At 72.8% G+C, this 21,757-nt stretch carries 26 protein-coding genes; 10 read left to right on the forward strand and 16 right to left on the reverse strand.

Translation table 11 applies throughout. From position 1 onward, the window contains the following. Nucleotides 1–6 precede the first annotated feature (6 nt). From pstC to HCN08_RS04615, 3 genes are all read right to left on the reverse strand, one after another. Nucleotides 7–1,038, reverse strand: a complete 1,032-nt coding sequence (pstC, locus tag HCN08_RS04605; RefSeq protein ID WP_167981671.1) for a phosphate ABC transporter permease subunit PstC — start codon at nucleotides 1,036–1,038, stop codon at nucleotides 7–9. A 119-nt stretch (nucleotides 1,039–1,157) separates the two neighbouring features. Then, a complete protein-coding gene (locus HCN08_RS04610; protein WP_322974226.1) occupies nucleotides 1,158–1,550 on the reverse strand; it encodes a DUF1508 domain-containing protein in 393 nt (130 codons plus the stop codon). A gap of 365 nt (nucleotides 1,551–1,915) precedes the next feature. Beyond that, nucleotides 1,916–2,626 (reverse strand): PH domain-containing protein, encoded by a 711-nt coding sequence (locus tag HCN08_RS04615; RefSeq protein ID WP_167981537.1) that lies wholly within the window; start codon nucleotides 2,624–2,626, stop codon nucleotides 1,916–1,918. A gap of 136 nt (nucleotides 2,627–2,762) precedes the next feature. On the opposite strand from HCN08_RS04615, the gene deoC reads away from it, so the two are divergent. The 3 genes from deoC (at nucleotide 2,763) to HCN08_RS04630 (ending at nucleotide 6,161) form a co-directional block, all read left to right on the forward strand. Then, on the forward strand, nucleotides 2,763–3,761 hold the full coding sequence (deoC, locus tag HCN08_RS04620) for a deoxyribose-phosphate aldolase (protein ID WP_167981672.1): 999 nt from the start codon (nucleotides 2,763–2,765) through the stop codon (nucleotides 3,759–3,761). 5 nt (nucleotides 3,762–3,766) lie between these two features. Next, complete coding sequence (locus HCN08_RS04625) at nucleotides 3,767–5,206, forward strand: aldehyde dehydrogenase family protein (RefSeq protein WP_167981538.1); 1,440 nt, start codon at nucleotides 3,767–3,769, stop codon at nucleotides 5,204–5,206. A gap of 82 nt (nucleotides 5,207–5,288) precedes the next feature. Next, nucleotides 5,289–6,161 (forward strand): aldehyde dehydrogenase family protein, encoded by an 873-nt coding sequence (locus HCN08_RS04630; protein WP_206318326.1) that lies wholly within the window; start codon nucleotides 5,289–5,291, stop codon nucleotides 6,159–6,161. Nucleotides 6,162–6,194: 33 nt separating this feature from the next. Here the strand turns inward: HCN08_RS04630 and HCN08_RS04635 are convergent, their stop codons facing one another. Continuing rightward, nucleotides 6,195–6,632, reverse strand: a complete 438-nt coding sequence (locus tag HCN08_RS04635) for a hypothetical protein (protein WP_167981540.1) — start codon at nucleotides 6,630–6,632, stop codon at nucleotides 6,195–6,197. A gap of 184 nt (nucleotides 6,633–6,816) precedes the next feature. Between HCN08_RS04635 and HCN08_RS04640 the strand changes: the two genes are divergently transcribed. Together HCN08_RS04640 and HCN08_RS04645 are read left to right on the forward strand one after the other, a co-directional pair. Beyond that, the gene (locus HCN08_RS04640; protein ID WP_167981541.1) at nucleotides 6,817–7,557 is read left to right on the forward strand and encodes a DUF4232 domain-containing protein; all 741 of its coding nucleotides are present in this window, start codon (nucleotides 6,817–6,819) and stop codon (nucleotides 7,555–7,557) included. A 99-nt stretch (nucleotides 7,558–7,656) separates the two neighbouring features. Continuing rightward, nucleotides 7,657–8,268, forward strand: a complete 612-nt coding sequence (locus HCN08_RS04645; protein WP_167981542.1) for a uridine kinase family protein — start codon at nucleotides 7,657–7,659, stop codon at nucleotides 8,266–8,268. 3 nt (nucleotides 8,269–8,271) lie between these two features. Here HCN08_RS04645 and HCN08_RS04650 read toward each other — a convergent pair whose 3' ends face one another. Further along, nucleotides 8,272–10,434: a tetratricopeptide repeat protein gene (locus tag HCN08_RS04650; RefSeq protein WP_240969750.1), complete on the reverse strand. Its 2,163-nt coding sequence runs from the start codon at nucleotides 10,432–10,434 to the stop codon at nucleotides 8,272–8,274. Beyond that, nucleotides 10,431–10,844 (reverse strand): hypothetical protein, encoded by a 414-nt coding sequence (locus tag HCN08_RS04655; protein WP_167981543.1) that lies wholly within the window; start codon nucleotides 10,842–10,844, stop codon nucleotides 10,431–10,433. The genes HCN08_RS04650 and HCN08_RS04655 overlap by 4 nt, the downstream gene beginning before the upstream one ends. Before the next feature lie 189 nt (nucleotides 10,845–11,033). Between HCN08_RS04655 and HCN08_RS04660 the strand changes: the two genes are divergently transcribed. Further along, complete coding sequence (locus tag HCN08_RS04660; protein ID WP_167981544.1) at nucleotides 11,034–11,303, forward strand: hypothetical protein; 270 nt, start codon at nucleotides 11,034–11,036, stop codon at nucleotides 11,301–11,303. Beyond that, entirely contained in the window at nucleotides 11,296–11,907 is a 612-nt protein-coding gene (locus tag HCN08_RS04665) for a DUF6879 family protein (RefSeq protein WP_167981545.1), read from the forward strand. The genes HCN08_RS04660 and HCN08_RS04665 overlap by 8 nt, the downstream gene beginning before the upstream one ends. A 42-nt stretch (nucleotides 11,908–11,949) precedes the next feature. Here the strand turns inward: HCN08_RS04665 and HCN08_RS04670 are convergent, their stop codons facing one another. Further along, nucleotides 11,950–12,384: a hypothetical protein gene (locus HCN08_RS04670; RefSeq protein ID WP_167981546.1), complete on the reverse strand. Its 435-nt coding sequence runs from the start codon at nucleotides 12,382–12,384 to the stop codon at nucleotides 11,950–11,952. Between the two features lie 332 nt (nucleotides 12,385–12,716). Here HCN08_RS04670 and HCN08_RS04675 point away from each other — a divergent pair, with 332 nt between their 5' ends. Beyond that, nucleotides 12,717–13,931 (forward strand): serine hydrolase domain-containing protein, encoded by a 1,215-nt coding sequence (locus HCN08_RS04675; protein WP_167981547.1) that lies wholly within the window; start codon nucleotides 12,717–12,719, stop codon nucleotides 13,929–13,931. 61 nt (nucleotides 13,932–13,992) lie between these two features. Here the strand turns inward: HCN08_RS04675 and HCN08_RS04680 are convergent, their stop codons facing one another. From HCN08_RS04680 to HCN08_RS04690, 3 genes are all read right to left on the reverse strand, one after another. After that, entirely contained in the window at nucleotides 13,993–14,535 is a 543-nt protein-coding gene (locus tag HCN08_RS04680) for an Ig-like domain-containing protein (protein WP_322974227.1), read from the reverse strand. Between the two features lie 12 nt (nucleotides 14,536–14,547). Continuing rightward, on the reverse strand, nucleotides 14,548–15,093 hold the full coding sequence (locus HCN08_RS04685) for an arsenate reductase/protein-tyrosine-phosphatase family protein (RefSeq protein ID WP_167981548.1): 546 nt from the start codon (nucleotides 15,091–15,093) through the stop codon (nucleotides 14,548–14,550). Between the two features lie 185 nt (nucleotides 15,094–15,278). Beyond that, on the reverse strand, nucleotides 15,279–15,833 hold the full coding sequence (locus HCN08_RS04690) for a GNAT family N-acetyltransferase (protein WP_167981549.1): 555 nt from the start codon (nucleotides 15,831–15,833) through the stop codon (nucleotides 15,279–15,281). Nucleotides 15,834–16,077: 244 nt separating this feature from the next. On the opposite strand from HCN08_RS04690, the gene HCN08_RS04695 reads away from it, so the two are divergent. Continuing rightward, nucleotides 16,078–16,365, forward strand: a complete 288-nt coding sequence (locus HCN08_RS04695; RefSeq protein ID WP_167981550.1) for a hypothetical protein — start codon at nucleotides 16,078–16,080, stop codon at nucleotides 16,363–16,365. Between the two features lie 12 nt (nucleotides 16,366–16,377). Here HCN08_RS04695 and HCN08_RS04700 read toward each other — a convergent pair whose 3' ends face one another. The 3 genes from HCN08_RS04700 to HCN08_RS04710 form a co-directional block, all read right to left on the reverse strand. Further along, a complete protein-coding gene (locus HCN08_RS04700) occupies nucleotides 16,378–16,575 on the reverse strand; it encodes a DUF397 domain-containing protein (protein WP_167981551.1) in 198 nt (65 codons plus the stop codon). An 89-nt stretch (nucleotides 16,576–16,664) separates the two neighbouring features. Beyond that, the gene (locus tag HCN08_RS04705; protein ID WP_167981552.1) at nucleotides 16,665–16,871 is read right to left on the reverse strand and encodes a DUF397 domain-containing protein; all 207 of its coding nucleotides are present in this window, start codon (nucleotides 16,869–16,871) and stop codon (nucleotides 16,665–16,667) included. After that, the gene (locus tag HCN08_RS04710; RefSeq protein ID WP_167981553.1) at nucleotides 16,868–17,695 is read right to left on the reverse strand and encodes a helix-turn-helix domain-containing protein; all 828 of its coding nucleotides are present in this window, start codon (nucleotides 17,693–17,695) and stop codon (nucleotides 16,868–16,870) included. The genes HCN08_RS04705 and HCN08_RS04710 overlap by 4 nt, the downstream gene beginning before the upstream one ends. A gap of 220 nt (nucleotides 17,696–17,915) precedes the next feature. Between HCN08_RS04710 and HCN08_RS04715 the strand changes: the two genes are divergently transcribed. After that, nucleotides 17,916–18,356: an ATP-binding protein gene (locus HCN08_RS04715; protein WP_167981554.1), complete on the forward strand. Its 441-nt coding sequence runs from the start codon at nucleotides 17,916–17,918 to the stop codon at nucleotides 18,354–18,356. 279 nt (nucleotides 18,357–18,635) lie between these two features. Here HCN08_RS04715 and HCN08_RS04720 read toward each other — a convergent pair whose 3' ends face one another. The 3 genes from HCN08_RS04720 to HCN08_RS04730 all read right to left on the reverse strand — a co-directional run bounded on the left by HCN08_RS04720 (nucleotide 18,636) and on the right by HCN08_RS04730 (nucleotide 21,749). Further along, nucleotides 18,636–19,268 (reverse strand): VanZ family protein, encoded by a 633-nt coding sequence (locus tag HCN08_RS04720; protein ID WP_322974228.1) that lies wholly within the window; start codon nucleotides 19,266–19,268, stop codon nucleotides 18,636–18,638. 229 nt (nucleotides 19,269–19,497) lie between these two features. Beyond that, entirely contained in the window at nucleotides 19,498–20,103 is a 606-nt protein-coding gene (locus tag HCN08_RS04725; RefSeq protein WP_167981555.1) for a hypothetical protein, read from the reverse strand. Then, nucleotides 20,100–21,749 carry a sensor histidine kinase gene (locus HCN08_RS04730; protein ID WP_206318329.1) on the reverse strand — a complete coding sequence of 550 codons (1,650 nt, stop codon included), beginning with the start codon at nucleotides 21,747–21,749 and terminating at the stop codon, nucleotides 20,100–20,102. The genes HCN08_RS04725 and HCN08_RS04730 overlap by 4 nt, the downstream gene beginning before the upstream one ends. Nucleotides 21,750–21,757: the final 8 nt, after the last annotated feature.

Raw genomic sequence — 21,757 nt, forward strand, 5'->3', positions numbered from 1 at the left:
GCTCGGCTATTCGGCGGTGGCGCCGGATCGGCTGCGGGCGACGATCGAGGAGGCGACGAAGTTGACGACGAGGGTCATCAGGAACAGCGCGAGGCCGGCCGCCATCAGCGCGGACATGCCGAACTGCGACGCCTCGCCGTAGCGCAGGGCGATCAGCGAGGAGACCGAGCTGGTGCCCGCCTGGAGGATGTGCGGCTGGATCTCGAAGACCGGCGAGATGACCAGGTAGACGCCGATGGTCTCGCCGAGCGCCCGGCCGAGGCCCAGCATCGTGCCGCCGATCATGCCGCCCGTGCCGTACGGCAGGACGACCGCGCGGATCATGCCCCAGCGGGTCGCGCCCAGCGCGTAGGCGCCCTCGCGCTCGCCCACCGGGGCCTGCGAGAAGACCTCGCGGATGATGGAGCAGATGATCGGGGTGACCATCATCGCCACGACCATGCCGGCGATGAAGGTCGAGGCGGTGTAGACGGTCGCGGTGGCCAGCGGGTCGTGCGGGTCGGCGTTGTCGACCTTGAACAGCGGGAACCAGCCGAAATACGTCGACAGCCAGCGGGCCAGGCCGATCACCTTGCCCTGGAGGAAGAACAGGCCCCACAGGCCGTAGATGACCGAAGGAACCGCGGCCATCAGGTCGATGGTGCTGATCAGTGTCCGGCGCAGCCGCGGCGGGGCGTACTCGGAGATGTAGAGCGCGGTGCCGATCGCCAGCGGCACCGCGAAGACGATCGCGACGGCGGCGATCAGGACCGTGCCGGTGATGACGGCGGCGATGCCGACATGATGGGCGTCCGGCTCCCACGCGGCCGTGGTCAGGAACGACCACTTCGCCACCCGCAGCGCCTGCCACGCCCGGTAGGTCAGGAAGCCGCCGACCAGCAGCATCACGGCGAGCACGAGGCTGCCGCCGCTGGTGGCGACCGCGCGGAACAGCCGGTCGGCGGGCCCGGAGTCGCCGTGCAGCCGGCGCGCCCGGTCGTCGGCCGCGCCGGGCTCGGGGCTCGTACCGGCACCCGCAGTTCGTGCCCGTGTTCGCATTGTCACGCCTTGACGCTCTTGGGACGCGATGGCGGGACCTCCACGCCAACGTGAACGACAGCACCCGTAGGGGCAACTTCAGTTCACCTGGCGGCGGTGCGGATACCCGGGCGGGGGCGTCAGGACGAGTCGCCCCACGGGACCGCCTCGGCCGCGCCGAGGCCGAGCAGCAGCACCCGGAAGCGCTCGTAGGCGGCCTGGCACGTCGAGTGCCGCTCGTACGCGCGGGCGGACACCGCCTGCACCTGGCCGTCGGGGCCGCGCAGCCGCCACACCCAGCCGTTGGACTCCGCCGCGTGCTGCACACCGCCGGCCAGCCCGTCGGCCCCGGTACACAGCGCCTCGAACGCGGTCTTGCACTGCGCCTCGTCCTGGTACGTACGCGCCCCCAGCGCGATCACCCGGCCGTTGTTCGCGGTCAACCGCCACGAGAACCAGCCGTCCTCGTTGATGTCGACCTGGCATCGAGTACCCGTCCCCCTGGTACTCGCCCCCCTGACGTCCCCTGTCACAGCGCCACCCCCACCCCTGACGGACGCCCCCGCAGCCCCAGCGCTACGGAGGTGTGCCGCGATGCACCGCCTGCGTGGCGGTTGTGCAGCACGGGCAATGTATGGGGCGGTTGATAGTTGGGGCTTGCCTCACAGGATCTCCACGGGATCCTTCACGTTGAAGTTGCCCCTCGTTCACGCACGATCACTCAGGGCGATGGGAGCCCTCCCAGGACGGGAGCAACCATGCCATAGGGGATGGTGGAAAAAGGGGCCGCGAGCGCGGAGGGAAGCGCGGGCGCGAGGCGGGGCTCGGGCGCGGGGGTGAGCCCGGGGTGCTCGGGGCAGGCTCGGGCGCGCGCTCGGGTGAGGGCTCGGGCGGGGGCTCAGCCGATGGCGAGCAGGACGATCAGCACGACCAGTCCCGCCGCGGCGGGCGCCAGGACCTCCCAGCACCACCGCACCACGGGCGCGGTCGACTCGTCCCGGGTGGCGGACTCGCGCGCCTCGGCGAGCTCGCGCAGCTCCTGGAGCGCCTGGTCGGACCAGGCCCGGATCGTCGGGTCGGCGCCGGGCACCGGCGTGGTCGTCCGGCCGTACGAGGGCCGCCGGAAGGCGCCCTTGCCGCCCCCGGGGGTGAAGGCGTCGTCGCCGGCCGCCTTGGCCCGCGCGTCCTGCCGGGCCGCCCGCTTGCGGGCCCGCAGCGACACCGGGATCGCCCAGAGCTGGAACTTCTTCCCGCCGGCCAGCAGCTCGGTGGTGTACGACGAGCGCACCGCGTCGACGCCCTCCCAGGGCACGGTGATCGTACGGAAGGGGTTGCGGACCCGGATCCGGTCGTTGTTGGCGAAGACCGCGGGCCGCAGCGTCAGGGCGATGACGAGCGGCAGCGCCAGCAGCAGCCCGGCGATGGCGAGCCAGGGGGTGTGGCCCTTGCCGCGGGCGATGGCGTCGGCGCCGAGCCAGCACGCGACGAGCAGCAGCCCGGCCCCGCCGACCATCCCCGCCACGGAGCGGTAGCTGCGGTCGGCGTACTGCGGCTGCCCCGGACCGCCGCCGTCCGGCGGGCTCGGGCGGTCGGACCTCGGACTCGTCATAAGGACCGATTGTGCCCGACGCGGGTGCCCGGCCGGGCCACGACCCGGTTGCGGTCGCGTCTCGCCGGGAGGGCGGCGGGGTCCGACCCCGAGGGTGGTGAATCGCTACGCGCGTAGATATGCTGGGCTGGTGACCATGTCCTCAAGTGTTCCCGCATACGGGCCCGACGCCCCCGGCCGGCTCGCCGCGCTGGCCGACGTCACGGCCTCGGACGCCGCCCTGCGGCGGTTCCTGCACGGGCTGCCCGGCGTCGACGCCGTCGGCCTGGAAGCCAGGGCCGCCGGGCTCGGCACCCGCTCGATCAAGACGACCGCGAAAGCGTACGCGATCGACCTGGCGATCTCGATGATCGACCTGACGACCCTGGAAGGCGCCGACACCTTCGGCAAGGTCAGGGCGCTGTGCGCCAAGGGCCTGCGGCCCGACCCGACCGATCCCGGCACCCCGCACGTCGCCGCGATATGCGTCTACCCGGACATGGTCGCGACCGCCCGCGAGGCGCTGGGCGAGGGCTCGGGCATCAACGTCGCCTCCGTCGCGACCGCCTTCCCGGCCGGCCGCACCGCGCTGCCGGTCAAGCTCGCGGACACCGCGGACGCGGTGGCGGCCGGCGCCGACGAGATCGACATGGTCATCGACCGCGGCGCCTTCCTGTCCGGCCGCTACATGGAGGTCTTCGAGGAGATCCGCGCGGTCAAGCAGGCGTGCGTACGGGCCGACGGCACGGTGGCGCACCTCAAGGTCATCTTCGAGAACGGCGAGCTGGCCACCTACGACAACATCCGGCGCTGCTCGTGGCTGGCGATGCTGGCCGGCGCGGACTTCATCAAGACCTCGACGGGCAAGGTCGCGGTCAACGCCACGCCGCCGAACACGCTGCTGATGCTGGAGGCGGTGCGCGACTTCCGCGACGCGGTCGGCGTGCAGGTCGGCGTCAAGCCGGCCGGCGGCATCCGGACGTCCAAGGACGCGATCAAGTACCTGGTGATGGTCAACGAGACGCTCGGCGACGACTGGCTCAGCCCCGAGTGGTTCCGCTTCGGCGCCTCCAGCCTGCTCAACGACCTGCTGATGCAGCGGCAGAAGCTCAGCACCGGCCGCTACTCCGGCCCCGACTACGTCACGGTGGACTGATCGTCATGGCCAACAACCTGTTCCCGTACGCCCCCGCGCCCGAATCCCGGGCGATCGTCGACCTGGCACCGTCCTACGGCCTGTTCATCGACGGCGAGTTCGCGGACGCCGCGGACGGCACGGTGTTCAAGACGGTCTCCCCCGCCACCGAGGAGGTGCTGGCCGAGGTCGCCCGGGCCGGCGAGGCGGACGTCGACCGGGCGGTGCGGGCCGCCCGCCGGGCGTTCCCGGGCTGGGCCGCGCTGCCCGGCGCCGAGCGCGGCAAGTACCTGTTCCGGATCGCCCGCATCCTCCAGGAGCGGGCCCGCGAGCTCGCCGTCCTGGAGACGCTGGACAACGGCAAGCCGATCCGCGAGACCCGGGACGTCGACCTCCCGCTGGTCGCCGCGCACTTCTTCTACTACGCCGGCTGGGCCGACAAGCTCGGCTACGCCGGATTCGGGCCGGCGCCGCGGCCGTTGGGCGTGGCGGGGCAGGTCATCCCGTGGAACTTCCCGCTGCTGATGCTCGCGTGGAAGATCGCGCCGGCGCTGGCCACCGGCAACACGGTGGTGCTCAAGCCCGCCGAGACCACTCCGCTGTCGGCGCTGTTCTTCGCCGACGTCTGCCGGCAGGCGGGGCTGCCGCGCGGGGTCGTCAACATCCTTCCCGGGTACGGCGACGCGGGCGCGGCGCTGGTGGCGCACGAGGGCGTGGACAAGGTCGCCTTCACCGGCTCCACGGAGGTCGGCCGGGCCATCGCCCGCAGCGTCGCGGGCACCGGTAAGAAGGTCACGCTGGAACTGGGCGGCAAGGCCGCGAACATCGTCTTCGACGACGCGCCGATCGACCAGGCGGTCGAGGGGATCGTCAACGGCATCTTCTTCAACCAGGGCCATGTGTGCTGCGCGGGCTCGCGGTTGCTGGTGCAGGAGTCCGTACAGGACGAGCTGCTGGAGTCGTTGAAGCGGCGGATGGGCCAACTGCGGGTCGGCGACCCGCTGGACAAGAACACCGACATCGGCGCGATCAACTCCGCCGAGCAGCTGGCCCGGATCACCGCGCTGGCCGAGGCGGGCGAGGCGGAGGGCGCGCGGCGCTGGTCGCCGGCGTGCGAACTGCCTTCGGCGGGCTACTGGTTCGCGCCCACGCTGTTCACCGGCGTGACGCAGGCGCACCGGGTGGCGCGCGAGGAGATCTTCGGCCCGGTGCTGTCGGTGCTGACCTTCCGCACCCCGGCGGAGGCGGTCGAGAAGGCGAACAACACGCCGTACGGGCTGTCGGCGGGCATCTGGACGGAGAAGGGTTCGCGCATCCTGTCGATGGCGAACAAGCTGCGGGCGGGGGTGGTGTGGGCGAACACGTTCAACAAGTTCGACCCGACGTCGCCGTTCGGCGGTTACAAGGAGTCCGGTTACGGCCGGGAGGGCGGTCGGCACGGCCTGGAGGCGTACCTAGATGTCTGAGAAGTCCGAGAGGCCCGAGAATTCCGAGAGGTCCGAGAGGTCCGAGAAGGACGGGAAAGCCGAGAGGACCGGGAAGTCCGGGATGGCTGAGCAGCAGGCGCGTCTTGCGGTCTTCAAGACCTACAAGCTGTACGTCGGGGGCAAGTTCCCCCGTTCCGAGAGCGGCCGGGTGTACGAGGTGACGGACTCCAAGAGCGGGCAGTGGCTGGCGAACGCGCCGCTGGCGTCGCGCAAGGACGCGCGGGACGCGGTCGTCGCGGCCCGTAAGGCGGTCGCCGGCTGGTCGGGCGCGACGGCGTACAACCGGGGGCAGGTGCTCTACCGGGTCGCGGAGATGCTGGAGGGGCGCCGCGAGCAGTTCGTGCGCGAGGTCGCCGAGGCGGAGGGGCTGTCGAAGGCCAGGGCCGCGGCGGCGGTGGACGCCGCCGTCGACCGCTGGGTCTGGTACGCCGGCTGGACGGACAAGATCGCGCAGGTCGTGGGCGGCGCGAACCCGGTGGCGGGGCCCTTCTTCAACCTCTCCACGCCCGAGCCGACCGGCGTGGTCGCGGTGCTGGCGCCGCAGGAGTCCTCGCTGCTCGGCCTGGTCTCGGTGCTCGCGCCGGTGATCGCCACCGGCAACACCGCGGTCGTCGTGGCCTCGCAGCGCGCTCCGCTGCCGGCGCTCTCCTTCGGTGAGGTCCTGGCCTCCTCGGACGTGCCGTCCGGCGTGGTGAACGTGCTGTCGGGGCGTACGGCGGAGCTGGCGGCGCCGCTGGCCGCGCACGGCGACGTGAACGCGCTCGACCTGGCCGGCGCGGACGCCGACCTGGCCGTCGAGTTGGAGGCCGCGGCGGCGGACACCCTCAAGCGGGTCCGCCGGCCCGCCGCCGAGGACTGGGCGGCGGAGCCGGGTACGTCCCGGCTGACGGCGTGGCTGGAGACCAAGACGGTCTGGCACCCGATCGGCGTCTGAGCTCCCGGTCGGCGCCCTCCCCCGTACCCGCGCTCAGTGCGGCAGCAGGCCCGTCAGCGGGCCGACGAGGGGAAGGGTGCCGAGGCTGCCGCCCCGGGTGATCTCGTCGGTGACGGTGGTCGTCGACAGCGGCTTGAAGTCGGCGACCTGGGAGCCGAGGCCGTTGTCCAGCGGGTCGACGCCGGTGTTGGACAGCGGGTCGAGGGTGAGGTTGCGCACCGGGGCGATGCCCGGGGCCAGGGCGCCGGTGACCGTGGAGGTGGGCAGGGCGTCCAGCGGCAGCGCGTCCAGCGGCGAGGCGGCGGCGGCCTGCGGCGCGGTGCCCCCGGTGTCCGCCGTGTCCGGGGCGGACGAGGCGAGGTCCGCGCCGGTGGTGTGGTCGGGCGTGGCCGCGGTCGCCGCGGCGGCCGGCAGGAGGGTCGCCGCGGCGGCGGTGAGGGTCAGGGCGAGGGCGGTACGCAGGGAGGGCATGTGGCGGCACCTGGGTCTTGCTCGGGGACGTACGACAGGCGCCCAGCGTAACGGATCGCGCGCGGTGTGTAGTCGCCCGGCGGGTGCGAGGCCGGAACGCAGGCCGGTGAACGGGGGCAAAGGCCCGGCGTCGGGACGCGTCGGCCCGGTGGGCGGGGGCGGCGGGGCACGTACCGTGCGGGGAATGGTGGGGAAGAGCAGGGGCGGGGTGGCCCTCGCGGTGGGGTTGACGGTGCTCGTGGCGGTGGCGGGATGCCGGGCCGGCGTCCGGGGAGCGGACGGCCTGGACGCGTCCGTACCGGCGGTGCCGACGGCGACGACAACGGCGGCAACGGCAACGGCGGCGGGTGGTACGGCTGCCGCGCGGGGCCGGACCGCGCCGGCCACGTCGGCGCCCCCGGCCGCGCCCGGCAGGAAAGGCGCGCCGAAGACCGTACCGCCCGGGGCCGACGCCGACGCGGCACGTCACCCGGCGTGCACCGCGGGGCAGCTGACGCTCGCCCGGGGCGCGACCGACAACTCCCGGGTGGGTCGCACCACCACGACGCTGGAGCTGCGCAACGCCTCCGCCGCGACGTGCCTGCTGCGCGGCTGGCCGGGCGTCACCGCCTCCGGTCACACGCCCGTGCAGGACTGCGGCACGGTCGCCCCGGCCCTGCCGCCGACCCCGTGCGCGCCCCGTACCGCCGCCGACGAGCGGCGCCCGCTGCCCGTCACCCGCACGCCGGGCGTGGCCGCGCACGACGTCGTGCTCTCCCCCGGCGCCGCCACGAGCTTCGCCATGGTGTGGACGCCGTGCGAGAGCTGGGACAGCCCCACCGCCCTCCACTTCACGCTCCCCGGCGATGCGCGCGCGCTGACCCTGGCGCCGCTCGGCCTGAGCGTGTGCGCGGTGCAGGTCGCGCCGTTCGGCACCGCGTGGTGAGGGCGCGGCGGCGCGGCGGCGGGTCACGCGGCGAGCGCGTACGGTAGTTCGGCGACCGGGCGGGCTCGTCCTGGCGGGTATGGCGGACAATGGTTTCCCGTGAGTTCATTTCCCGCCCGCGTGATCCTGCTCGCCGGGCCGTCCGGCTCGGGCAAGACGACGCTCGCCGCCCGCGCCGGGCTGCCGGTGCTCGCCCTCGACCACTTCTACAAGGACGGCGACGACCCCACCCTCCCCCGGCTGCCGGGCGGGGCGACGGACTGGGACGCGCCGCAGTCCTGGAACGCCGACGCGGCGGTGGCGGCCGTGGCCCGGCTGTGCGCGCAGGGCGCGGCGGACACCCCCGTCTACGACATCGCCGCCAGCGCCGCCACCGGCACCGCCCACCTCGACCTGGCCGGCTCCCCGGTCTTCGTCGCCGAGGGCATCTTCGCCGCGGAGATCGTCCCCCGCTGCCGCGACCTCGGCATCCTCGCCGACGCGATCTGCCTGCGCGGCCGGCCCTCCACCACCGCCCGCCGCCGCTTCCTGCGCGACATCCGCGAGGGCCGCAAGTCCGTGCCCTTCCTGCTGCGCCGCGGCTTCCACCTCTACCGCGCCGAACGCGCGATCGTCACCCGCCAGGTCGCCCTCGGCTGCACCCCCTGCGACACCCCCACCGCCCTCACCCGCGTCCTCACCCCGCCACCCCAGACGGTCCCCGCAGCCTGACCCTCACCCCCCGGAGACCGCCCTGGGCGGCCTCCACCGCCCCGAGGCGAGCTTCTCCCGCAACTCCCGGCTCACGGCCGTGAAGTGGTGGTCCGCGCCCAGATTGCGTTCCCGTCCCGCCACGACCTGGGCCATCAGGCCGAGCGCGGCATCCGAGTGGCCGAGCGCCGCCCGGGTCTGGGCGTACAGCTGGAGGGCGCCGAGCACGACCGGGTAGTCGGGGCCGAGCACCCGCCGGTAGTCCTCCACTACTTGCCGTACCTCGTCATCGGCCGCCCGGTGGTGCCCCAGCACGAACAGCGCCCGGGCGTGGTTGTGCCGCGCGACCAAGGTGACCGCGTGATCGGGACCCAGGTGCGCGGCGCAGGTCTCCGGCAGCGCAAGGAACGTGTCGTCGGCCTCGGCCTCGGCTGCGATCTCCACCGCCGTGAGCATCGCGAGCAGGCTGGTGCGCGAGCGCAACGTCGCGGGGTGGCCCGCGCCGAGGACGACCTCACGGGCCGCCACGACCGACCGCAGGAGGGTCACGGCCTCCTCGCGCCTGCCGTTGTTGCCGAGGACCAGTTGCAGCCCCTGGCCCGTGTCGAGGGTGTCGGGGTCGTCGGCTCCGAGGAGCCTCGACTGAGCGGCCCGGATCCGGCGGAGCAGCGGCTCGGCCTCGGCGTATCGACCAAGGCGGAAGAGGGAGCGTCCGGTTCGCGCGTGTGCGGCCAGCACCAGGCGGTGCTCCTCGCCGAGCGCCCGTGCGCCCAAGGTTGCCGCCGCGCCCGCCGTCTCCCAGGCCGACAGGTAGTCCCCGGTCCGGTGCAGGGCCGTGGCCAGGCGGGTGGCGAGCGCCAGTGCGTCGCCCGCCCCGGGTGGCGCGGCGGCCCTGCGCAGCAGGGTGAGGACGTGCGGGGCGAGCAGCCGCAGCCGTGGATCGTACGGGCCGGCTGCCGGACGAGCCGGTACGGCCGCGTCCAGCAACCGGACGGCGGTCGCGTCGAGTACGCCGGGAAGGCCCGGCGGTGTGGCGGCGGCGACCGCGTCGAGGAGCACTCCGTGAGTGTGGACGCAGCGCAGGCCGGCGAGGTCGACCAGTTGCGTCAGCGAGTGGTCGAGCAGCGCTCCCAGCGCCGTCTCGGCGCGGCCGGGCGGGAGGACCGCGGAGATCTCCGGCCGGTTCAGTACGGACAGGGGCAGCGGCTCGGGCGCGAGGCGAGCCAGCAGCCGCAGCAGCGAGACGGCCTCGGGCAGTCCGCGCCGCTCGAACGCGTCGAGCGTCAACTGCCAGGTCCTGCCCACCAGATGCCTCGGGTCCTCCTCGGTCAGGGCGTCCGCCCCCCGGTCGATGAGCGCGACCGCCTCGCCCTCTTCGAGCCGCCGTCCGTAGTGGTCCATGGTCCAGGGGTCGATGACCTGCTGGGCCAGGAAACCGCCCGCGAGGGTGAGCGCCAAGGGCAGTCGCCCCAGCCGGTCCGCGATCGCCGCCGCCTCTTCCAGGGTGCCGCTGTACGGAGCGAGGTCACACAGCACGCGCGCGGCGTCCTCGCGCGGAAGCACGCCGATGTGCTGCAGCTGCGCGCCGGGCCACCAGCGGGCGGCAGCCCGGCGGGTGGTGACCAGGACCGTGCCGCGCGGGCTGCCGCGCAGCCAGCTGCCGTCGCGCAGGATCGCCGGGTCGTCTGCGTTGTCCAGCACCAGCAGCCACGGCTCAGGTGACCGGTCCAGATACTGCCAGGCGAGGTCCGCGGCGGGCCGGTGCCCCTGGTGGGCCGCCAGCAGCTCCCCGTCGCGTGCGCCGCGGTCCGCGGCAGCTGCGAGCATGCCGGCGCGCAACCCGGCCCTGTCGGCGGCATCGACCCACAGGCCCACCCGCCCGTGTTCGCGGATGGCGATGTCGAAGAACGCCTGCGCGACCGCGGTCTTCCCGCAGCCGCCCATTCCGTGCAGGACGTAGACACCGGCGGCTCGGCCGGACGTGAGGCCCTCGCGCAGCCGGGTCAGCACCTCACTGCGGTCGCGCAGCACCACGGGCGTCCGGCCGACCGCGGGGCGGCGGACGGAGTCGGGCCCGTCCGTGGCGGGCCGGCCGCCGTGGTGGTGGTGCTCGGTGATGCGCTGGTCGCCGGCCGACTGGTAGACCCGGCCGCCGTCCGCGGCCCGGCCGTCCATGGTGCCGCTCATCGTCCGGTGATGTGCTGATCTCGTCCGGCCTGGTAGACCCGGCCGTGACCGGAAGCGGTGGCGTGCTGCGTGACGTCGGGAACCGCGGGTGGCGCCGGCGGACCGATCTCGTCCAGCAACCGCCGTAGTTCCGCTGCCGCATCAGGGCGGGCGACCAGCAACCGCCGGAACCTGCCCTGCCATTCGGCGCGCAACTCGTCCAAGGCCTCCTGGTCGCCCGCTGCCGTGGCCGCAAGCACCTCCGCGTGCCCGACGTCCAGCGCGGCGGCCACGCCTTCGGCACGCTGGGGTTGCACACGCCGCCACAGTCGGACGACGCCCTCGCGTGCCGCCTGCCAGGCGTCGGCCGCCATGAGGGCCACGAGTGAGGCTCCACCGCTCTGCGCGAGTGAACTGATCTCCGGATCCATGGCTCTCCCTGAATCAGGCGGCTCGCCGACAACTTTACGGAGGGGGCGCCCAGGCGTCGACACCGCGAATTCGTGTCGCGCGATGGCCTGTTTCCTTCGAATCCCTTCGAAACCCGCGCGAATTCCGCTGGCCGCGGGCCTGCGCGGTGCTAGCGTTGCGGCATTCGGTCCACGCAGCGGGAGGCCACCGTGCCACGACCTTGGGAAGCCGATCCGGGGACGACATTCCTGCGGCGCATCGGCAAGTCGCCCCAGGAGCTGGGAGTCACGTCGGACACCCCCGACTGTCCCGACATGTGGGAGCTGAGCAACGGCGACATCGCGGTGATCGGGCGGGACTTGACGAGTTCGCTCGCTGACAGGCTACCTCCCGGCGTCTCGCTCGGGCCGGACGAACGGCTCGTGGTGATCCCCAGGAGCATGCTCGTCGCGGCGAAGCCGGACATCCCCGGTGTTTGATTCGTTTCCCCGGGGAAGCTTCACGCGCCTGGACCGCCCCCACTACCACGAAGAGTATTACCGCGTCCTCAGAAGCGGAATCCGGCGTCTCGACAAACTGGAGCGCGGCCAGCATTTCAAGGAGCGCGGATTCGCCAGCTGGGAGGCGTTCGCCGCCGGGCGGTGGGACGAGGCGCTTTCGCTCATGTGCGAGCGGCGCGATACGTATGCGCAGCAGGTGGCGGAAATGGACCGCCTCGGGGTGGTCCAGCGGCGGCTACGGGTGGTGGAATTCCCGGTGACGCCGTATGTGCAGTGGGAATTGCACGTGCTCCGGTTGCGCGTCGGGGCGGGTGACCGGATCCGGGTGCTCGACGCGGGGACGATCGCGGACGTCGAGATGCACCGCGACGTCCCCGAGGTGGTGATTCTCGGGGACGTCGCGATGTTCGAGGTGCAGTACGACGCGGACGGGAACGCGGCGGGGGCCAACCACTTCACCGACCCGGACCTGATCGCGGAGACGTCGGCCGGCTTCGAGGAGCTGTACGCGCTCGGCGAGGAGTACGAGCGCTTCTTCGCCCGCGAGATCGCCCCGCTCCCGCCGCCGGCGGCCACTCCCTGAGCCGCTGCCCGGCGGTCGGGGCGGGGGCGGCGGTGGGTGGGGTCAGCTGTGGATGGTCACGCAGACCATGTCCTTGTAGTCCTGCCAGTCCGGGGTGGACTTCACGCCGCCGCAGAAGGTGCTGTTGTTGGAGAAGCTGTGGTCGATGTTGAGGCGGGTCAGGCCGCTGGTGACGGCGAAATAGCCGGATGCCTTGTGCCAGGAGTCGTCGTCGTCCTGGGCGTTGACGTAGCCGCTCATCGCGCCGTTGTTCGCGCGGGCGACGGTTTCGTAATCCACGTGCAGACCTGAGCCGTAGACATTGACGCAGTACACGCTTCCGCATTTGTGGGCCGTGAAAGGCTGCACGCTCAGGGCCGGGCGGGCGGTCGGCGCCTGTTGCTCCGCGTGGGCGGCAGGCGCGCCCGTACAGGCGATGGCCACCGCGACTGCGCTGGTGGCGAGGGTGCCGAGCATGCGGTTGGTGAGCTTCTTCATGTGGGTCCACTCCCGTGTCGTGGCGATTACGAATTCATTTGCCGCTGAAAACCGTAGCCGCCGTTTCGAGGGCTGGCCATATGCATATACGCGTCTAAACGTATCCAAACCGTAGGGAAATATGGCGCCGGAAGCGCAACAAGGAGAGGCGGTTCCGCTTGGCCGCGTAAATGCGAATTCCGGGGTTCGTATTCCGCGTGCGGCGTGCCGCGGGGTGGGGCTGGCCCCACCTTCGGGGCGGTGGTGGGCCGGATGGGCGTGGCGGGTGCGGGGCCGGTTGACTCGGGGGGTGCCCGGGAGCGAACGGGTGGGGCTGACCGAGGAGTTGGGCGATGCGGACGGGGATGACGACGAAGCGGGTGATCGGTGCCGCCTGGGTGGTGGCGCTGGCCGCGTCGGTGCTGGGGGCGGCGCCCGCGGGGGCCGACGGGCGGGGGCCGCACCGGGGTTACTCGGCGGCCGATCTGCGCCGGGACCTCGCGGTGGTGCGGGCGGCCGGCGGCGGGGACGTCAACGTCGTCGCGCGGGTGGACCGTTCGGGGCGGCAGCCGCTGCGGGCCAGGCTCGGCACACAGGGGCTGGGCTCGACGGCGCCCGTACCGTGGGACCCGGAGTTCCGGATCGCCAGTACGAGCAAGACCTTCACCGCGGTCGTCGTCCTCCAACTCGCCGCCGAGCAGCGGCTTTCGCTGGACGACACCGTCGAGCACTGGCTACCGGGCGTGGTGGCCGGCCACGGCAACGACGGGCGCCGCGTCACCGTGCGCGACCTGCTCCAGCAGACCAGCGGCATCTACGACTACATCGAGGACCCGGCCGTCCAGGACCGCATCACCGGCCACTTCGACGACAACCGCTACGACGACACCCCGCCGCGGGACCTGGTCGCCGTCGCGATGAGCCACCCGCCGAACTTCACGCCCGGCGGCGGCCGTTGGGCGTACTCCAACACCAACTACCTGCTCGCCGCGATGATCGCGCAGCAGGCGAGCGGCGGCCGGAGCTGGCAGGAGCTGGTGGAGCACCGCGTCATCGCGCCGCTCGGGCTGACCCACACGTACATCCCCGGCGCGAATCCCTATCTCGTCGGGCCGCACGAGCGCGTCACGATCACCCTGCCGGACGGCACCGCCGCCGACCTCACCGAGCAGAGCCTCCAGCACACCGCGGACTCCGGCGTCGTCAGCACCCCGGCCGACCTCGACACCTTCTTCCGCGCCCTCGCCGCCGGCAAGCTGCTGCCGCCCGCGCAACTGGCCCAGATGCGCACGACGGTCCCGTACGACGACCTGCCCGTGCCGCCCGCCGGCACGCAGGGCGGTTACGGCCTGGGGCTGCGCGTCGTCCCGCTGACGTGCGGCGGCACGTACGACATGCACGAGGGCGACGGGCTCGGCGTCTACGCCCGCCCGGCCGTCTCCGCGGACGGCAGCCGCGCGGTGACCGTCTCCCTCACGACCACGACCGCCCTGATCGACCAGGACAAGGTCGACCGCGCGGTCCAGGCGCTGACCGACCACGCCCTGTGCGACACCCCGGCACCCTGACCGGACTCCGGCCCCGGGGCCGCAGGCCGTGAAAGCCTGCGGGCCCGGGCCGCGGGGGGGCTCAGCGGTTGACGGTGGTGATGTTGTGGCTGTTGATCTCGTTGTGGATGTCGCCGACGCCGAAGTCGATGAGGCCGCAGAGCAGGCACCCCGGCGTGTTCGACGGCGGGGTCGGGGGCGCCTCGGAGACGGTGACGTCGGTGGTGTCGTTCGAGGCGCCGCAGCCGTCGTCGCCGTTGTAGGCGGCGGTGATGGTGTGGGTGCCGGTGGTGGTGAAGCCGGTCGTCAGCGTGGACACGCCGTCCGTGCCGACGGGCGCGGTGGCGAGCAGGTCCGGGCCGTCGAAGAACGTCACGCCGAGGCCGGTGCTCGGGTCGGAGGTGCATGTGACCGTCGCGGTCAGCGTCACCAGCTGCCCGGTCGTCGCCGACGCGGGCGACGCCTGCACGGTGGTCGTCGACGGATCGAGGGCGACGGCCGCCGGGGCGACCCCCACCACGCCGGCCGCGACCGCAGCCCCGACCGCCAGCGCCGCCGTCCGCCCGCGCCACCCGGTCCGTCCAGCCCGCCCGGTCCGTCCACGTCGTTCACGCCAGGGGATCACTCGTGAGCCTCCTCAGTATGGCCATGAGGCGAGATTCCGCCCCTTTCCTTCCGGAAATGACCATAAGCTCACTTTTCCGGCATCCCGCGCAGGCATGGACCCGATCGAACCCGCCTGGGTCACCGCCTCCCCCGGATGGGGCCCCGGGCCGGCGAAGGCGATCGGGCCGGGCTGCCCGGGCTGCACGGAGACCAGGTGGTGCCCGGCCGCGGACTCGATGAGCCTGACACAGGCGGTGAACGCCTCGTCGGACTGCTGCCAGGGGTCGGGCACGTCCCGGTCGCCGAGGTAGAGCGCGAGCTTGGGCGAGGTGGCCTCGTCCGCCAGTGCGCGCAGCGCGTCCAGGACCGCGGCGTCCATGGCCAGGACGACGTCGGCCCATTCCAGCAGTTCGGGGCTGACCTGTACGCCCTGGTGGCCGGTGAGGTCGTATCCCGCGCGGGCGGCGGCGGCGACCATGGCCGGGTGGGCGGCTTCGCCGAGGTGCCAGTCGCGGATGGCCGCAGCCCGGGTCTGGACGGTGCCGGCGCCTTGGTGGGCCAGGACCGCGGCGGCCATCGGGGCGGTCCTTACGCGTTCAGCAGCGCGACGCGGGGAGGCGGGGGCCGCCCTTGTAGGCGACGAGCGCGACGGCAGCGCGAACGTCAGGCGCCGGATCCACGGCGACCGCCCGGGCCACATTTTCTGCTGCTCCTCAACTCACCGAGCCACGCTCGCTGTTCGCCGAGGACGGCCACGGTCCCTCATGTCCTGTGCTGAGCAGTGCCGGATTCCTTGATCACCGCCGACAACTCGGGCAGGCGCTCCGCCCGACGGGCCATCAAGTAGGCAGTGTGGTCCTTGCGCTGCGGGGTGTGGACCAGGTCCCACCCCTGCACGTCGCGGTAGTAGGTCATCAGCCGCCGCGTGAACGTCCCGCGCCGCACCCACACGACGCGCTCGCGGGCGGCCCGGTCCAGCGCCCACCACGCCATGAGGCAGCCGAGCCGGTCAGCTCGGCGGGAGGGCTCGGTGAACGACGTGGCCAGGAAGTACGCGCTCTGGGACAGTTCGTCGGCAGTCCAGCCCCACTGCGGCGTCGTCGTGAACAGCGTGGTGCAGCCGACGACTTGAGCGTGATGGACGAGCACCCAGACGGGAAAGTCCGGGTCCGCCGCCTGGGAGGCGACGATACCCACGTCGGCCTCGGTGCGGGGCCAGTCGGGGACGCCTCGGCCGCGCATCCAGACCATGCGCGCTCGCACCATGGCGGCGATGGCTTCCTCGTCACCGGCATCGGCCGGGCGCATCTCGTACACGGCGCTCCCTGGCTTTCGTCTTCGCGCGACAGGACTGGATGGGCAGTATCGCCGCTCTGCTGCCGTTGCGTGACGCACAGTCAACTACCGGGCACGTAGGCCGAGGAGGGACCCGGCGTAGTCCGGGTGTAGTCCAGGGAGGCGGGCATGCCGGCGGATGCGGATGTCGGGGAGGCGATCCGGCAGGCGCGGCTAGCGAAGGGCTGGGCCCGGCCCGGGGCGGGGGCGTGGGATTGTTTGGGGCATGAGCGATGAGGTGGAAGTGAGTGCTCTGGCGATCAACGTCACGATTCCGGAGGCGCTGCGTTGGACGGACACCCGGCGTGGTGAGGTGTTCGCGCTCAGCACGCTCAACGTGCGGCTGCTGCCGGACGGTTGCCTCGCCGTGAAGGCGTACGGCCGCCCCGTCGCGGGTGGGCGGGGTGCCTACGTCTCGTTCGCCGTCCCCGACTCGCCCGAGCTGGCCGCGCTGGTCGCCGAAGCGGCCTCCCGGGCCGGGCAGTTGTGGGCCGCCCACCGCGGTATGAGCTGAACTCCCGCGCCCTCAGCCGAGGTCGCCGCCGCGGACGGCGGTCACGAAGGCCGCCCACGCGTCGGGCGTGAAGGACAACGCCGGGCCGGACCTGTCCTTCGAGTCGCGGACCGGGACCGCGCCCGGGACGTTCAGCGCGACCTCGACGCACGTGCCGCCGTTGTTGCTGTAGGAAGACGTGGACCAGCGAGGGGACTCGGTCGTCGTCACGGAAGGGCCCTTTCGTCGTCGCGAAGTGGCTTGCCCTGTCCGATTGTTCCTGACTTCCGGGTCCCCCTGCCAGAGTGCCTTCCGGCCGATCAGGCGGTCGGGAAGTCGCCGTGCCGGACCGCCGTCACGAAGGACGCCCACGCGTCGGCGGTGAAGGAGAGGGAGGGGCCGGCCGGGTCCTTCGAGTCGCGGACAGGGACCGTGCCGGTGACGTTCACCGCAACCTCAACGCAGTTCCCGCCGTTGTTGCTGTACGAGGACTTGAACCAGCGGGGGGAGTCGTCGTTCGTCGTCACGTGATGCCCTTTCGAAGTTCAGCGATCAGGGCCACGGTGTCCGCCTGGGACAACGCTTCGGCCTGTAGCTGATGGTAAGTCATCAACGTACGTGCGACAGCGGTCTCTTCGCGCTCCAGACGTCCCTGGTACTGCGACTCGGCGTAGGAGAACAGCGAGCGGTCGGGCAGCGTCAGCACGTTGACCGGCAGGTCGAACGAGCGGCGCTCCCCCGACTCGAAGGGGATCACCTGGAGCACCGTCGTCGCGCGTTCGGCGAACTCGACGAGGGCGTCGAGTTGCGATGCCATGACCTCCCGGCCACCGACGGTACGGCGGATGCAGCTCTCGTCCATCACGACGAACACCATGGGCGGGCGGCGGCGCGTCAGTCTCGCCTGGCGGTCCATGAGAACGGTGACCCGCTCCTCCGCGTGCTCCGGGCTGATCTCACCACGTCGGACCGCGCTGTATGCCAGCACCCGCGCGTATTCCGGGGTCTGCATCAGGCCCGGGATGATGCCGACCTCGAACAGGCGGATCTCCGACGCCCGGCCCTCGAACTCGACGTACTCCGGGAAGCCCTCCAGCAGCACGCCGTTGCGCATCTCGCGGTACATGCGCTCGTACTTGTCGCCCGTCCCGAACGCGATGTCCGCGCTGCGCGAAAACCGCAAGGTCGGCGGTTTGGTGCCAGTTTCTACGGCCGAAATGTGGGCGTCGCCGTAGCCCATGCGGACTGCCAGGTCGTGCTGGGTCCAGCTCCTCTCCTCTCGCGAACTGCGCACGCTCGCTCCGTACGCGGCCCGCAGTGATCGTTTCGGGTCCAGCTCTTTGATGTTCATGGGCCCCCGCCCGCCTTCCTCGCGCAAACAGCAGCTTGAAACGCATTCTGACCCTACGTCAGGCTGGTTCTCCTCGGTAGTGAATTCACTACTGAGGGGGACACACGTGCTACGTAACGCCCGCTTTGTGCGGGTATCAGACGGCCGCACGGGCGTCCCCGACAGCGCGTACGTGCGCACCGCACGGCTGAGCGCGCACAGGGAGAGGAGGGTTCCGGCCATGCACACGAACTCATCGGCCTCGCCGGTGCCGGTGGCGGCGGCGGACGGCGACACCGTCGTGCACCAGTGGGCGCAGACCACCGCCTCCGTGCCACGGGCGCGGCAGGCGCTCCGCGGCATCCTGCGGGAGTGGCAGCTCGGCGACCTCGCGGACGACTGCGCGCTCGTGTTGTGCGAGCTGCTCGCGAACGCCGTCGAGCACGCGCGCAACCCCGGCCCCGACCGGACCGTGCAGACGCGGCTCAGCCGGCTGAGCGGCGGGGGCGGCGTGCGGATCGAGGTGCATGACGGGGACGCCGGGCGGCTGCCGCGGGTCCGGGCCGCCGGGAGCGGTGAGGACGGGCGGGGGCTGCGGCTCGTCGAGGCGTGTACGCGGCACCGGTGGGGCGTCGAGGTCGGGGCCGGGGGCAAGGCGGTGTGGGGGGAGGTGGCGCGGTGAAGGTGCTGCGGATGCTCGGGCGGCACGCCGGCGCCCTCTACCTCGGGCTGCTCGCCGGCTCGTTCGTCACCCTGGGCGTGCTGCTCAGCCGACTGACCGACTAAGGAGCGACATGACCAGTACGACCGCGGGCGGATACTGCGACGCGACGGCGGATCTGCCGTCGGCGCTGCGGGCCCGGCTCGTGCAGACCTACCCCACCGTCGACCGGGAGTTGATCGCGGAGGAGCTGGTCTGCGCGTTGGAGGCGCACAGCGGCGCGGAGCACCACGCCGTCGTCTACGACCACTTCCGGGAGCCGGTCGCCGGCGCGCTGTGGACGTGCTGGGAGGGCGCCGAGCCGCCGCGCGCCTTGTTGCTGCGGCCGGACTGCCCCGGCGCCTCGCCGGGCGGCGCCGCCTGCGGGCACTTCGCCGGGCACCCGGGGCCGCACTCGTGGGAGACGGACGAGAAGAGCTGCCAGCCGGGGTGACGCAGCCGGCGGCGCAGGGCCGGTACGACGACGAGGTGGGCCAGCGCGACGCCCGCGGTGTTGAGGATCAGCGCGTCGACGTCGAAGAGCTGGCCCGGGACCATGGTCTGGGTGAACTCGACCGACAGCGAGACCATCAGGCCCGCGAAGACGGTACGCAGGAAGGACGCGACGCCCGAGGTCTCGATCCGGCCGCCCGCCATCGGGAGCAGGAAGCCGAGCGGTGCCAGCAGGGCGAGGCCGGCCAGCAGGTGGCGGGCGGCCTGGACGGGCGGCAGCCGCAGGTCGTCGCGGATGGTGCTGAAGGGGCGGAGGTTGGGTGAGGGCACCCAGGCCACGTAGTGCGGGCGCAGCAGCAGCCATCCGGTGAACGCCAGATAGGCCGCTGTCAGCAGGAGGCCGGCGGCGCGCACCCGGTTGATGGAGCCTTCGTGCTGCACACCGGCCAAGACGCGCCGTCACCGCCGGGCGGTTCCAGGGGTGGGGGTGTGACGGTCCGCACGTCAAGAGGACGCACCGCTTCCGGCGCCAATACGCCGGCGCGCCGCGCCGCCAGCCGCCACCCGTACCCCCGGCAGCGCACCCGGCGCGTGAGCACCTCCAGCCCCGCAGGCCCCCTGAGGCCCCTGAGCCCCTGAGCCCCTGAGCCCGCAGCGTCTCAGCAGCGCCTCACGGCGAGACCTCCGTGCCCGCGCCGTCCGCCGCCTGCGGCCGGGTGCGCAGGTCCTGCGTGCACGTATAGCTGCGGACCTTCGAGCCCCGCGTCGAGCCGCCGAGCACCACCGTGCCGCCCGGCGAGGCGAGCGCGCTGTCGGCCACCGTGCAGACGATCTGGGCCAGCGCGAAGGAGGGCAGGTCCTCCAGGGGGCTGCTCAGGCGCAGCGCGTCGGCCGGGTCGCTCTCCCGGGGGCCGCGGATCTCCAGGGTGCCCGGCACGGTCGTGCTGAAGCCCGCCTGGTCCTCGGGCGCCGTCACGCTGCGCTGGAGCTGGGCCACCAGCTCCTTGACCTGCTCCACCCGCCCGGTGATCTGCGGCCGTATCCGGACGCTGCGCTTGACCGGCGTGGTCTGGCCCCCGCACACGAGGTAGATCTGCTCGACCGCCGCGTCCACGGCGTCCGGCGAGTCCTCGACCTTGGGCACCTGGCAGGACACCCGCGAGGGCGCCGCCCCCGCGTCGACCGGGACCGTCGTCGTACGGATACCGCAGCCGGCGGCCAGCGGCAGCACGGTCAGCAGCACGGCGCCGCCCCGGACGTACCCGCGGCGTCTCATCGCGCACCCCCCGCGTCCCCGCCCGAGGAACCGGACGAGCCGGAGGAACCGGACGGCCCCGACGAGCCGTTGCCGCCCTCGCCCGAGGGCGACTCCCCCGTCTCCCCCGTCTCCCCCGTCGGCCGGCTCTCGCCGTTGACCGCGTCGTAGCCCTGCGCCGCCTGCCCGCCGCCCTCGGTGTCGGCGCGCGGGCGGCGCGGCATGCGCAGGGTGAAGACGGCGCCGCCGCCGGGGGCGTTGGCGGCGGTGATGTCGCCGCCGTGGATGTGCGCGTTCTCCATCGCGATCGACAGGCCAAGACCGCTGCCCTCGGAGCGGGCCCGCGAGGCGTCGGCCTTGTAGAAGCGGTCGAAGACGTGCGGCAGCACGTCCTCCGGGATGCCCGGCCCGTGGTCGGACACCGCGATCACGATCTCCCCGCCGCCCGCGCCGGAAGCCCCCGCCACGCCACCTGCCGGCGGCACCTCCCGTACCGTCACCTTCACCGGCGACCCGCCGTGCTTGAGCGCGTTGCCGATCAGGTTCGCCATGATCACGTCCAGCCGCCGCGGGTCCAGCGTCGCCAGCACCCCGCGCGGCGCGTCGAGGTCGACGGAGTCCAGCCACGCCCGGGCGTCCATGCACGCCATGACCTGCTCGCCGACGTCCACCTCGTCCACCCGCAGCTTCGCCGTCCCGGCGTCAAAACGGGTGACCTCCATCAGCGTCTCCACCAGTTCGTTCAGCCGCCGGGTCTCGCTGACCACCAGCCGCACCGCGGGCGCGATCATCGGGTCCAGCGCCTCCGCCTCGTCCTCCAGCACATCGCTGACCGCGGTGATCGCGGTCAGCGGCGTCCGCAGCTCGTGCGACATGTCGGCGACGAAGCGGCGGCTCGCCGCCTCCCGTGCGCTCAGCTCCTCGACCCGCTTCTCCAGCGCCTCCGCCGCGTTGTTGAAGGTCTGCGACATCTCCGCGAGCTCATCGGTCCCGGTGACCTTCAGCCGGGTGTCGAGCCGGCCCTCGCCGAGCGCCCGCGCCGCCTCCCCGAGCCGCCGCACCGGGCGCAGCACCGCCGCACCCGCGGCCTGCGCGAGCAGCGCCGAGCCGATCAGGGCGAGCAGCGTCGCGATGCCCAGCGACCAGGCCAGCGAGTTGAGGTCCTTGCGCTCGGCGTCCAGCGACTTGAGCATGTAGCCGGTCGGCCCGCCGCCGTTGATCCGGGCACCGGCGACCAGGTAGGGGCGGCCCTGGAGCGAGATGCGCTCCCAGTGCAGGTGGTACTTGCCGTTGTCCTCGTCGTGCTTGGTGTCGACGGCCTTCACCAGCGTCGCCGGCACGTCGTCGAGCGTGAAGACGTCCCGGTCGGACGCGACGGCGCACGGCTGGCTGTCGGCCGCGGTGCTGATCAGCACCACTTCGTACGTGTCCGCGTCGCCTATCCGCGCGGCGGCGTCCTTCAGCGACGGGCACGTGGGCGCGACCGGCAGCGAGGCGGCGTTGCGCTGGAGGGAGTCGCGGAAGTCGTTGAGCGCGCTGTTCTGCGCGCGGGTCAGGACGGCGTCCCGGTTGAGCCAGTACGCGATGCCGGACACCGACACCGCGGCGGTCAGCGCGACCACGGCGAAGACGGCGACCAGCCGCAGCCGCAGGCTCGTCCAGCGCAATATCCCGC

The organism is Actinacidiphila epipremni, assembly GCF_012034175.1.
GTDB classification, from domain to species: Bacteria; Actinomycetota; Actinomycetes; order Streptomycetales; family Streptomycetaceae; genus Actinacidiphila; species Actinacidiphila epipremni.

Bases quoted from the DNA above. Each gene is read 5' to 3' on its own strand.
- pstC (WP_167981671.1), bottom strand. From the start codon at position 1,038: ATGCGAACACGGGCACGAACTGCGGGTGCCGGTACGAGCCCCGAGCCC.
- HCN08_RS04615 (WP_167981537.1), bottom strand. From the start codon at position 2,626: ATGACGAGTCCGAGGTCCGACCGCCCGAGCCCGCCGGACGGCGGCGGT.
- deoC (WP_167981672.1), top strand. From the start codon at position 2,763: ATGTCCTCAAGTGTTCCCGCATACGGGCCCGACGCCCCCGGCCGGCTC.
- HCN08_RS04625 (WP_167981538.1), top strand. From the start codon at position 3,767: ATGGCCAACAACCTGTTCCCGTACGCCCCCGCGCCCGAATCCCGGGCG.
- HCN08_RS04630 (WP_206318326.1), top strand. From the start codon at position 5,289: ATGGCTGAGCAGCAGGCGCGTCTTGCGGTCTTCAAGACCTACAAGCTG.
- HCN08_RS04635 (WP_167981540.1), bottom strand. From the start codon at position 6,632: ATGCCCTCCCTGCGTACCGCCCTCGCCCTGACCCTCACCGCCGCCGCG.
- HCN08_RS04640 (WP_167981541.1), top strand. From the start codon at position 6,817: ATGGTGGGGAAGAGCAGGGGCGGGGTGGCCCTCGCGGTGGGGTTGACG.
- HCN08_RS04650 (WP_240969750.1), bottom strand. From the start codon at position 10,434: ATGAGCGGCACCATGGACGGCCGGGCCGCGGACGGCGGCCGGGTCTAC.
- HCN08_RS04655 (WP_167981543.1), bottom strand. From the start codon at position 10,844: ATGGATCCGGAGATCAGTTCACTCGCGCAGAGCGGTGGAGCCTCACTC.
- HCN08_RS04670 (WP_167981546.1), bottom strand. From the start codon at position 12,384: ATGAAGAAGCTCACCAACCGCATGCTCGGCACCCTCGCCACCAGCGCA.
- HCN08_RS04675 (WP_167981547.1), top strand. From the start codon at position 12,717: ATGCGGACGGGGATGACGACGAAGCGGGTGATCGGTGCCGCCTGGGTG.
- HCN08_RS04685 (WP_167981548.1), bottom strand. From the start codon at position 15,093: ATGGCCGCCGCGGTCCTGGCCCACCAAGGCGCCGGCACCGTCCAGACC.
- HCN08_RS04695 (WP_167981550.1), top strand. From the start codon at position 16,078: ATGAGCGATGAGGTGGAAGTGAGTGCTCTGGCGATCAACGTCACGATT.
- HCN08_RS04710 (WP_167981553.1), bottom strand. From the start codon at position 17,695: ATGAACATCAAAGAGCTGGACCCGAAACGATCACTGCGGGCCGCGTAC.
- HCN08_RS04715 (WP_167981554.1), top strand. From the start codon at position 17,916: ATGCACACGAACTCATCGGCCTCGCCGGTGCCGGTGGCGGCGGCGGAC.
- HCN08_RS04725 (WP_167981555.1), bottom strand. From the start codon at position 20,103: ATGAGACGCCGCGGGTACGTCCGGGGCGGCGCCGTGCTGCTGACCGTG.